This window comes from Lysinibacillus sp. BF-4, from assembly GCF_000743635.1.
Taxonomy (GTDB): Bacteria; Bacillota; Bacilli; order Bacillales_A; family Planococcaceae; genus Metalysinibacillus; species Metalysinibacillus saudimassiliensis.
The window spans coordinates 1-11,572 of the sequence record NZ_JPUW01000053.1 but is presented as its reverse complement, the minus strand read 5'-3'; the positions used below and the strand labels follow the sequence as shown (position 1 = coordinate 11,572).

The 11,572-nt window shown below is 43.7% G+C and carries 11 protein-coding genes; 9 read left to right on the top strand and 2 right to left on the bottom strand.

Going from position 1 to position 11,572, the window contains the following annotated elements:
- Nucleotides 1–20 precede the first annotated feature (20 nt).
- Nucleotides 21–581 (bottom strand): YdcF family protein, encoded by a 561-nt coding sequence (locus tag CH76_RS12420; protein ID WP_036146888.1) that lies wholly within the window; start codon nt 579–581, stop codon nt 21–23.
- Between the two features lie 96 nt (nt 582–677).
- Here CH76_RS12420 and CH76_RS12415 point away from each other — a divergent pair, with 96 nt between their 5' ends.
- From CH76_RS12415 to CH76_RS12400, 4 genes are all read left to right on the top strand, one after another.
- A complete protein-coding gene (locus tag CH76_RS12415; protein WP_036146886.1) occupies nt 678–1,307 on the top strand; it encodes a LysE family translocator in 630 nt (209 codons plus the stop codon).
- A gap of 102 nt (nt 1,308–1,409) precedes the next feature.
- Nucleotides 1,410–1,865: a metal-dependent hydrolase gene (locus tag CH76_RS12410; protein ID WP_036146883.1), complete on the top strand. Its 456-nt coding sequence runs from the start codon at nt 1,410–1,412 to the stop codon at nt 1,863–1,865.
- A gap of 26 nt (nt 1,866–1,891) precedes the next feature.
- Nucleotides 1,892–2,590 (top strand): hypothetical protein, encoded by a 699-nt coding sequence (locus CH76_RS12405; RefSeq protein ID WP_036146882.1) that lies wholly within the window; start codon nt 1,892–1,894, stop codon nt 2,588–2,590.
- Nucleotides 2,591–2,663: 73 nt separating this feature from the next.
- Nucleotides 2,664–4,724, top strand: coding sequence for an ATP-dependent helicase (locus tag CH76_RS12400; protein WP_369792395.1), 2,061 nt, complete (start codon nt 2,664–2,666; stop codon nt 4,722–4,724).
- Here the strand turns inward: CH76_RS12400 and CH76_RS12395 are convergent.
- Complete coding sequence (locus CH76_RS12395; RefSeq protein ID WP_036146879.1) at nt 4,700–5,224, bottom strand: cyclase family protein; 525 nt, start codon at nt 5,222–5,224, stop codon at nt 4,700–4,702. The genes CH76_RS12400 and CH76_RS12395 overlap by 25 nt on opposite strands.
- A gap of 195 nt (nt 5,225–5,419) precedes the next feature.
- Here CH76_RS12395 and CH76_RS12390 point away from each other — a divergent pair, with 195 nt between their 5' ends.
- The 5 genes from CH76_RS12390 (at nt 5,420) to CH76_RS12370 (ending at nt 11,278) form a co-directional block, all read left to right on the top strand.
- On the top strand, nt 5,420–6,607 hold the full coding sequence (locus CH76_RS12390; protein WP_036146877.1) for an argininosuccinate synthase: 1,188 nt from the start codon (nt 5,420–5,422) through the stop codon (nt 6,605–6,607).
- A gap of 13 nt (nt 6,608–6,620) precedes the next feature.
- Entirely contained in the window at nt 6,621–7,994 is a 1,374-nt protein-coding gene (gene argH, locus CH76_RS12385; RefSeq protein ID WP_036146874.1) for an argininosuccinate lyase, read from the top strand.
- 560 nt (nt 7,995–8,554) lie between these two features.
- A complete protein-coding gene (locus CH76_RS12380) occupies nt 8,555–8,881 on the top strand; it encodes a hypothetical protein (protein WP_036146872.1) in 327 nt (108 codons plus the stop codon).
- A gap of 220 nt (nt 8,882–9,101) precedes the next feature.
- The gene (locus CH76_RS12375; protein WP_036146869.1) at nt 9,102–10,118 is read left to right on the top strand and encodes a hypothetical protein; all 1,017 of its coding nucleotides are present in this window, start codon (nt 9,102–9,104) and stop codon (nt 10,116–10,118) included.
- 77 nt (nt 10,119–10,195) lie between these two features.
- On the top strand, nt 10,196–11,278 hold the full coding sequence (locus CH76_RS12370; protein ID WP_081892706.1) for a Piwi domain-containing protein: 1,083 nt from the start codon (nt 10,196–10,198) through the stop codon (nt 11,276–11,278).
- Nucleotides 11,279–11,572 lie beyond the last annotated feature (294 nt).

The window sequence follows — 11,572 nt, the reverse complement described above, 5'->3', positions numbered from 1 at the left end:
ATATGGTAGGGGGCAATCGGTTATTTACCTATAATCGCTGTTTTAGCAAGCAATACACGCTCGCGTTGAATGACCTTAAAGCGGATGCTTTTTGGTGTGTCAGCAGGTAGTGCGTTGACCGCTAAACCAAGGCGACGCGCAATGAGTTTAGCACGCGCGCAGTGGTAGTCACTCGTAATAATAGTAACACCTGTTACCTCAGGCATGCGCTTAAGGCTATTGGTAATGTTTTCGTACGTAGATGTCGATTGATCTTCGACGATAATACGTGAGCTGTCTAAGCCGCGCTCCGTTAAATACGCAAGCATAACCGAGGCTTCCGTGGCATCTTCATCCGCACCTTGCCCACCTGTAACAACGAGCGTAACGTGCGGATATTTTGTCGCGTAGTCGAGCGCAACGTCTAAGCGATTTTTTAACGCATTGGACGGCACGCCGCCTGCATTGACCTTTGCGCCAAGGACGATGGCATACTCAAACTCTCCGTGCGCGCTATTGTGTTGACCACCTTTAACTAGACGGTCGAAATATACGTGCAATGCCGTCATGGCACCTAATCCCGCGAGTAATTTTTTCTTCATTATAAGACCTCCTTATTAAATAGTATAAAGCATCTAGGCAAAAGCCAAAAGCTCCGTTATACTAATTTGAAAATTACAAAAGTAAGAGGGTAGGCTATGGAAGAATATTTAATTTTTATTGGTGTGGCACTTGTCATTATTTTGTCGCCAGGGCCAGATTTTATTTTAGTGTTAAACAATGCACTTAGTCAGGGCATGAGCAAAGGCTACGCAACCTTTTATGGCATTGTGGTGGGGCAGTTTTTACATGTCGGTGCGCTCGTGCTTGGCGTATCGCTTATTATTGCCAAATCGCAAGCGCTATTTGAAGTCATTAAATGGTTAGGTGCAGGCTATTTAATTTACCTGGGCATCCGCTCACTCCTTGCCAAGCAACCAATAGACTATGAAGTCGTGACGACACGTAAGCTGAAAGGGGACCGCCAATGCTTTGCGGAAGGGTTAATGAGTACCGTATTTAACCCAAAAGTGCTGCTGTTTTATTTAACCTTTGTGCCGCAGTTTATCCATACAGGTGACCGCGTTATGCTTAAATCACTCCTGTTAGGTAGCTTATTTATTGTGCTCGTATGCATTTGGTATACGGTATTTTTACAATTGATTTACCGCGTGCAACATTGGTTTAAGCGCGGGCGCTCACAGCTATTGCTCAACCGCATTGCGGGCGTGGCACTTGTAGGCATTGGCGCAAGCTTACTTGGTCGCGCGGGCTTTCTACGCCAGTAGGCAAAAAAACATTGAGTAGAACGTGTTTTCGTATATAATAGAAGCAACGGGTCGAATGGGCTAGTGTCCATTCGGCTTTTTTGATGTAGGAGGTTACGTAGTATGGGCTGGGAGTCACATTTTGTAACGGGCGTACTTGCGGGCTATGTGGCAACAAATAGTGTAGCAGGCGCGGTAGTTGGCGGCTTTGCGGGTTTAGTACCAGATATTGATGAGCCAAACGCTAAGCTAGGACGCTGCGTGCCGTTTTTATCCAAGTGGCTAAAGCACACCTTTGGGCATCGTACGATTACGCATTCCCTGTTATTTGTAGGGGTAGTGGCATTTTTGTTACATACCTTTGTGGCGATTGATACGCTAACGTATGGCGTAACAGCAGGGCTACTAGCGCATATTGCTTGCGATATGATTACGGGGCGCGTGCGTGTATTATACCCGCTGCCTACAAAAATCGGTATACGTGTCACACGCAAGTGGTCAAAGCGTATTGACGAAGCGGCCAAGTGGCTAGCGATTGGTGCATTAATCGCGCTTGTCATTAGCGATATTTTGGCATAGGATTAGCTAATACAGGAGGGGATTGTATGGAGCAAATGGAGGCATTATTTGCGAGTGGGCAAATGGCAGCAGGATTTGAGGCATTGCAACAGGCAGTAAAGGCAGGCACAGCAACAATTGCTATGCAAAATCATTATAATTTACTAGTAGGGCTAGGCTACCTTGACTTGCCGGTAGCTAATGCTAAAGTACAGCAATTTACGGAGGACGGCGCAGAGCAGTACAAAGTGCTTGCCCCGTTTTACCAACTTATCGCAACACAAGATGCTAACGCATTTGGCGAAACCGTCGAAGCCTTACAGCAAGGTGACGACGCGCTACAAGCAGAAGCCTATTTTTTAATGGCAACGTATTTTGGGGTGACTAAAGCGTATGACAAGGCATTTGCGCAACATGCCGAAGCACTTCGTCTTAACCCTAATCAAGCACTTTACTGGGGGCATTTTGCTCAAACTGTGCAACGAGGTAACGGCCATCCGCTCCTTGCGCTACGTTTAATCGAGCAAGCCATTGCACTAGACCCTTTAAATGCGCGTTATTATGTCATACAGCATTATATTTTTATGCAATTACTCACCATGACCAAAAACTTAAATTATAGCGTAAGCGCAGAAGAAGCCCTTCATGCCGCACGCAAACGTCTGCGCCCTGAACAAAAGCCGCTGCAAATCGAAATTGCCAAAGCACAGGATATGCTACAGCAGTGGCAACAACAAATTTTATAACAATACGAAGTGAAGAAATCGCCCTCTCGGCGGTTTCTTCTTTTTGTTATACTACTGTAAGAGGTGAAGCACAATTATCACATTAAATGAACAGCAACGCATCGCCTGTGAGCATTACGGAGAGCCGCTCCTTTTACTTGCGGCCCCAGGTACAGGCAAAACGACAACAACTATCGCCAAAATTGGCTATTTAATCGAAAAAAAAGCACTCGCCCCGCAACAAATTTTAGCGGTAACCTTTAGTAAGGCAGCGGCGAGCGAAATGCAGGCACGCTTTGCGCGGATGTTTCCGCATTTGCCACAGCGTGTACAGTTTTCGACGATTCACGCGTTAGCGTACCGTATTTTTAGGACGTATATGCAGCGCGAGGGATTGGCTTTTGAGTTAGTAGATGACAAAGGCAAATGGCTAGCGCGCACGTATAAAGATGTGACGGGCGAGTTTGCGACGGAGGATATTAAAGAGTCATTAGAGTCCTACCACACCCTTGTCAAAAACTTATGTATTACACCGCGTCAGTTAGAGCAACAACGCGATGTCGAAATTATTAAGCAAGCCGAAAAAGTATACGAAGCCTACGAGGCATATAAGAAAAACGGCGACGTGCGCTATATTGATTACGAGGATATGTTGAGCGAGGCACTCGCCCTACTCGAAGAAGACAACGCCATTCGCGACGAATTTCAATCGCGCTATGCGTTTATTTTAATGGACGAAGCGCAAGATACATCCGAAGTACAGCACCGCATCGTACAAATTTTAGCGGAGCAACACCAAAATATTTATATGGTAGCGGACGATGATCAAACGATTTATAGCTTCCGCGGGAGCGACATCAGCAACTTATTTGACTTTAGCAAAAAGTACCCTGGTGGCATTGTGCAAAAGATGACGCATAATTACCGCTCAACTCAAACGATTGTACAGGCGGCTAATGCCTTTATTACGCATGTGTCAGAGCGTTTTGATAAGCAAATGGTAACCGATGCTAAGCGTGGCGACAAGCTCACGATTACCAATCACAGCACCCATGCGCGCCAGCTCGCACAAACCGTAAAAGTAATTGAAGAAGCGCAAAGTTACCGCGACGTAGCCGTGTTGTACCGTAATAATGCTTCAAGCATTGCGGTAGCTCACTTATTAGCGCAGCGCGGCATCCCGTTTTATGTAAAGGATGTGCATATGCGTTTCTTTACGCACTTTATTATGCAAGATTTACGTAATTATTTACGCCTTGCTTATGTGACAAAAGTTAAACAAATGCATGTGTTAGAAGCGTTAGGTACACGCTTTAAAGGCTATTTACGCAAAAAAGATTACGATAATTTACGCAACTGCGACGAGGATATGAACCTGTGGCAAGCCTTGCGTACGTTGCCACAAATGAAGCCGTACCAAATTACCTTCTTCGAAAAATGCGAGCGCATCTTTCCTACTTTGCAAGACAAAACGCCAAGCGCGGCAATTGATACGGTATTGTATGAGCTAGGCTATGAGCAACAACTGCACAATTATATCGAGTTTATGGGCCTAAATGAGGAGGCGTCGTTACGTATTTTATCGACCATTCAGCTCATTGCCGCGTCTGCCACAACCCTTGTTGACTTTTACCAAACACTTGACGACCTCGCAGCAACCATTCGCGCTTCAAAAGATGCACAGGGGAGCGATGCTGTCACCCTGTCTACCTTCCACTCATCCAAAGGGCTTGAGTTCGAAACAGTCATTATGATTGATTTACAAGAGGGGCAAGTGCCAACGATGCAAGAGCGTAAAGCGTTTGATAAAGGTGATCGTGCCGCATTAGACGAAGCCTACCGCTTATTTTATGTGGCGATGACGCGTGCTAAACAGCGCTTGTATTTATATTCGTACGGGCATAGCCCATCAGGTTTTATTAAACAAGTGACAACAAAAGAGCCTGCGCGCCAGGTAACGCCTGCACAGCGCTATGTGCGCCAGCATAAAAATGAGCTGTTTAAAGAAGGCGCAACCCTTGTGCACGAAACATTAGGCGAAGGGACCATACTTGCGATTAAAGGCGACCAAATGACCGTAGACTTTGTGACAGGCAAAAAGGCGCTAAGCATTGCCTTTTGCGTAGATAATTATTTAGTGAGCGCTGTAACATGAGCGACTGCACGCACAGGTGAGCCGTCGCCATCCGCAATCGCTAACGGAAAGCCGTAAAACATAAACGGTGCACTACCGACTTTCTCTAGATTAATTAAATCGGTATAGGTAATAATCCCTTCCGCAAGCAAAGCACGCTCTAACATCTCGCTAATCGCGCCACCAACAAAGCGCGGGTGAGCTGCGAGTAACCTTGGCAGTAACGTAATATCAGCCGCTTCGATAAAAAACAAGCCACAGCCGCATGGGAATAGCTCATGCGGTTTTACAATTTGTGCAACACCGCAAAAACGTTCGATAGGTAAGTCACTTAATGTTTTAGCCCCTTTATGCATATGAGAAGGTGCATCCACATGCGTACCTGTATGCGAGCCGAGCGTTAATTGGCGCAGCTCCCATGTATGCGTAGCATAGTTATGCACTTTGGTAATGGTAACGGCAGGGTCACCCTCATACACTGTCATGTCGTTTGTTAGTGGGATAGATAAATCAATAAACATTTTGTTTCGCTCCTTGTTTTTTTAGTCATAGTATATCATACGCATAATAAAGCATATTTATGCATACGCGAGAAACAGCGTATCCTCAATGTTTGGCTCATAAAAAAAGTTAAATATTTTTATAAAAATACACTTGCGCTCATTTTTATACCGTGATAAGATACGAACAACGAAAACAACGGAGGCGGAAACAATATGACAAAAAAAGTAGTACTTGCCTATTCAGGCGGATTAGACACATCAGTAGCAATTCCTTATTTAAAAGGACAAGGTTGGGACGTAATTGCAGTATGCCTTGACGTTGGTGAAGGTAAAGACCTTGAGTTTATTAAAAACAAAGCACTGCAAGTTGGTGCAGTTGAATCATATATGGTAGATGCAAAAGATGAGTTTGCCGAAAACTACGCACTCATTTCATTACAAGCACATACATGGTACGAGCAAAAGTACCCATTAGTATCAGCGCTATCTCGTCCACTGATTTCTAAAAAATTAGTAGAGATTGCCAATCAAACAGGCGCACAAGCTGTCGCACATGGCTGCACAGGTAAAGGTAATGACCAAGTGCGTTTTGAGGTTTCGATTAAAGCACTAAACCCTGACTTAGAGGTGCTTGCACCAGTACGTGACTGGGCATGGAGCCGCGACGAAGAAATCGAATACGCGCTTGAACATAATGTGCCAGTGCCAGCAACAAAAGACTCACCATTCTCAATTGACCAAAACTTATGGGGACGTGCCAACGAAGCGGGTATTATGGAAGACCCTTGGGTAGCACCACCTGAAGAAGCATACGGCCTAACAAACCCATTAGAAAAAACACCAGATACGGTAGAAGTCGTAGAAATCGAGTTTAAAAATGGTACGCCAATTATGTTAAACGGCGAGGCAATGAAATTAGCTGACTTAATCCAAACCTTAAACGAAGTTGCAGGTAAGCACGGCATTGGTCGTATTGATCACGTCGAAAACCGTTTAGTTGGTATTAAATCGCGTGAAGTATACGAAATCCCAGGCGCAAAAGTATTGTTAACGGCGCATAAAGAGCTTGAAGACATTACATTAGTAAAAGAGCTGGCACACTTTAAACCAGTAATCGAGAAAAAACTAACGGAATTAATTTATGATGGTTTATGGTTCTCACCACTACGCAACTCCCTACAAGCGTTCTTAAAAGATACACAGCAGTATGTGAACGGTACAGTGCGCGTTAAATTATTTAAAGGGCATGCCATTGTAGAAGGACGTAAATCACCAAATTCACTTTACAATGAAAAACTCGCTACGTACTCACGTGAAGATATGTTTAACCATGATTCGGCGGTTGGCTTCATTGAGCTATGGGGCTTACCAACAGTAGTAAACTCATCAGTAAATAAGTAAGGAGAGACGTGCAATGACAAAATTATGGGGCGGTCGTTTTCAAAAATCAGCCGAAAGCTGGGTGGACGAGTTTGGGGCATCTATCGGCTTTGACCAACAACTCGTACTAGAGGATATTACAGGCAGCGTGGCGCATGTCACAATGCTTGGCAAGTGCGGTATTTTACCGCAGGCTGACGTAACTGCGATTTTAGCAGGGCTTGCGACATTACAGGATAAGGCAGTAAAAGGTGAGCTTGTATTCGAGGTGGCGAATGAAGACATTCATTTAAATCTCGAAAAAATGCTGATTGACGAAATCGGACCAGTCGGCGGCAAGCTCCACACAGGGCGTAGCCGTAATGATCAGGTCGCAACAGATATGCATTTATTTTTAAAAAATCGCGTAACCGAAATTATCGAGCTACTAACAGCCTTCCAACAAACGATTGTAGCGCAAGCTGAGCAACATGTCGAAACGATTGCGCCAGGCTATACGCACTTGCAACGTGCGCAGCCCATTTCATTTGCACATCACTTACTGACGTACTTTTGGATGCTTGAGCGTGACAAAGCACGCTTTACGGAGTCACTAAAACGTATTGATATTTCGCCGCTTGGCGCAGGGGCAATGGCAGGTACAACCTTCCCCATTGACCGCGAACTAAGCGCAGCGTTACTTGGCTTTAGCAGTGTGTACGCTAACTCAATGGATGCGGTAAGTGACCGCGACTTTATCGTAGAGTTTTTAAGCAATAGCTCACTCGTTATGGCACACTTATCACGCTTTGCCGAAGAAATCATTTTATGGTCAACGGATGAGTTTAAATTTATCGAGCTAGACGATGCCTTTTCGACAGGCTCATCCATCATGCCACAAAAGAAAAACCCTGATATGGCAGAGTTAATCCGTGGTAAAACAGGGCGCGTGTACGGTAATCTAATGGGCTTACTAACGGTCCTAAAAGGTACACCGCTAACATATAACAAAGATATGCAGGAAGATAAAGAGGGCATGTTTGATACGGTGCATACGATTGTAGGCGCACTTAAAATCTTTGAGGGCATGGTGCGTACGATGACGGTAAACACGAAGCGACTGCACGAAGCGGTGCATAGTGACTTCTCGAATGCGACGGAACTTGCCGATTACCTTGCAACAAAAGGCATGCCATTCCGTGAGGCACATGAGGTAACAGGTAAACTTGTATTTACGTGCATTCAGCGCGGCTACTATTTACTCGACTTACCACTTGCGGATATGCAAAAGGAGAGCGCCTTAATCGAAGCCGACGTATACGACGTGCTAGCGCCAACTGCAGCCGTTAGTCGACGCAACTCACTTGGTGGCACAGGCTTTACACAAGTTGCCGCCCAACTCGCACAAGCCAAAGCGCTTTGCTACTAACTAACAGCCCCTTCTCACTTAGAGAAGGGGCTTTTTGCTGCCGCTATGCGGGTAACTTGATGAAATGTGCGCACAAGTGTGTTTCTATGCAGGTAACTTGGTGAAACGTGCGCACAATTTCGTTTCTATGCAGGTAACTTGGTGAAACGTGCGCACAATTTCGTTTCTATGCAGATAACTTGGTGAAACGTGCGCACAAGTATGTTTCTATGCAGGTAACTTGGTGAAACGTGCGCACAAGTATGTTTCTATGCAGGTAACTTGGCAAAACGTGCGCACAATTTCGTTTCTATGCAGGTAACATCACCAAACGTACGCACTAGATTTTTTGCATATCAAAAAATGAAACCTTCACATGCTAAAACCCATTTCCCCCGATTAGGAAATGGGTTTATGCGTAAAGCAGCGTGTATTATGGAAAAACTGCTCGCTTCTATGCGTATAAAGTGGTGAAACGTGCGCACAAGTATGTTTCTATGCAGGTAACTTGATGAAACGTGCGCACAAGTATGTTTCTATGCAGATAACTTGGCGAAATGTGCGCACAAGGTGCCTAGCAGTTGATTTTGGTAGCTGAAAGTAGCGTAACATTCAATATGATTGGTTACCTGCATTACAACACCAACTGGAGGCGAATTTATTTACTGGGCTTATGGACAATTTGCTATAGCGTCAGTGCATTCATTACAGGCTTTGCTGTCTTTAGTAGCTTACTGCTTATCCAAGCACTCTACCCAAGTTACTACAACCCTGTACATTTACTGGCGGTTAACGAACGCCTTGCTGGGGCTACAAGCACTTTGCTACCAGCTATTGTGGTCACAATTAGCAGTAGCCTCATACTGTATGGCGTAGCGTTGCAAAACTATAAAACAAAAGCCTTATAACAAAAGAGAGTAGCGCTTGTCCTAAAACAAGTGCTACTCTCTCTTTGTATGTTTACACATATATATTTCAATCCACGCTCTCTTTAAAGGAGTAGCGACAGTTGTAGTATAGCATAGTTTTTTAATAACAATTATTGTTTGACTATTCCGAAATTAATGATAGAATTATGTATACACTTATATGAAAAATATAAGGGAATCGAAAAGGAGATGAAAAAAGTTGAAACACTATATTACAGAAGCGACTTTACAGCAAAACGCTTCGCAATTACCTATCCATATGTATACATTTCCAGTAGCTGATCAACAAAAGCGATATGAGTGGGGGGCAAAACTCCGAGTAGAATTAAAAAATCGCAATAGTACGGACATCATCGTCTATAAAGAAAACGTCATCGCAACATTCACACCACTTACTAACTTTGGGCAGCAACAACCTATACATAATGAGCGAGCGATTGACCCGACAAACTCTTTTGAATGCGATTTACTCGCCCGCCTTATTAAAGAAACATTGCTTGTGACTGGGCAAAACTTACAACTGAAGCGGGTGAGGGGCAAGCTCCAAATAAATGACAGCAAGGACATTCAAGGTGTAATCATCTACCCTATGCTCAGTTTTCATATCACCGTAAAGCACGACCGCATTCATATTGGCTTTGCGACAACACATAATTTTGCCTATAAAAAAACGCTGCAAGATAAAATTAACCACAACGAACCAATTGCGCCTGGCACAAGTGTTGCGCATCACGATCAAAAAGCAACCTATATATATGAATTTTCAGCGTATACGCCTTATACAGTGATGGATACGCTACCAGAGATGAACAGCTCCATCTATGACTACTACAAAAATAAAAATCCAAAAGTTGCGGCAAGCCTAAACCCCTCAACAGCGGTCGTTAAACTTAACGCAAATGGTAAGGAGCTTTTTTATGCAGCTTCTTTAGTGCGAGAAGTGTGTGATTTTGCGAGTTTACGAGGGAAGCAAGCAAAAGAAGTAGGCAACTATATAAAACAAGCACCAGATGAACGAATGAAAAAACAGCTGCGATGGGTGCTTGATATTTTGCAGAAAGTACCGTTATTTGCAATTGTTAAAAACCCATTTTTAATTACCGCAAACGGCTATACCACGCACGAATTAAAGTCGCAGTCGATTTACACAACACGTGCGTTTCAAAAGCCTGCACAAGCACTAAAAAGGGGCAAGTATATAAAGGCGGGGAGATAGTCTATACTATTATTTTTGACGAAACCTTACCGATTGATAAGACACTAGCCTATCGTTTTGCTATTACTTTGCAAACGATGGCAAAATTTCACGGTGTAACACTAGTGTTTCGCCCAGCTAAAGGCGACTTTACACTAGAATTTTTCCAAAACTTTGATTGGTCGATTTTAGCACTAGAACAAAACTATCAACAGAGCGCCGTACTAGCGATGATTAGCCAAAAACAATTGGATACAGGCATTTATGATAAATTTAAACGCCAATTTGGTGGAAAGTGGGACATCACCTCACAAATTGTGACAGACAAAGTCCTGCAAAAATTTAAAGCGCTACTATTAAACCGTAATTTGCAAGAGTTTGACTATAATGACAAGCAACAATGCGAACAAGTAGTACGCTCGCTGATGGCAGATTGGGATATTTCTTATACTTTATATAATGTGTTGCTTGGCATGTATGTAAAGGGCGGGGTACAACCATGGGTGTTAGCTAACCGCACCGTCTCCGATTGTTTTATTGGGCTCGATGTCAGTCACGAAAATGGCGTCAGTACAGCAGGTATTATGAATATCGTAGGACCAAACGGACAATTAATTAAACAATCTGCCATGGCAGGTGCGTTACCAGGCGAAAAATTTACCGATGATAAACTGCGTGAAATTTTGCATGATACGCTATTTGCCTACCAACAAGTGATGCAAAGCTTGCCCACCCATATTACGATTCACCGAGATGGGCGTTGGTTTGAAAATACTGCCGTGCTACAAGAAGTGTTAGCGCCTAAAAATATTGCCTTCGATATTATTAACGTCACCAAAAAACCTAACCGTCGCATGGCAAGTTATGATGCAGGGCAAAACAAGTTTGTAACACAAGAAGGGCGCTATTATGTACGAGATAATGAAGCCTTACTGTGCGCTACATCGCCAAATGAACGCATCGGCATGGCGCAACCTATTAAAATAGTACAAGTAGAAGGCGTACTACCTATGGCAACAGTGGTAGAAGATATTTATAAACTAAGCTTTATGCACATTCATTGCCTAAACAAAACACGCCTACCCGCAACAATTCACTACGCCGATTTAAGCTCTACCGCCTACCAGCGAGGTCAAATCGCCCCTCGTGCCACAAACCTAACACATTTACCGTTTGTATAATGCAAAAAGCATTGTGATGCCCCACAATGCTTTTTTGTCGTTATTAACAGAGGGTGTAATAAAAAAGTGAAAGATCTTTATAGTAAAATCAAATTGTAATCCCTCGTCTATAAGTTAACTTTAATAATTGGAGCGTAAAGTGATAAAGGCGCTTAGTTTGTATTATGACCTTAGTCGGTTACCGATGAACCCATCATAATATCCATGAGCTACTTCTTAGTGAAGCAGTTTTTTTGTTTATTGAAAAGAAAAGTTGAAGCTGCTACAATCGGGGTTCATCACCGTAACTTGGGG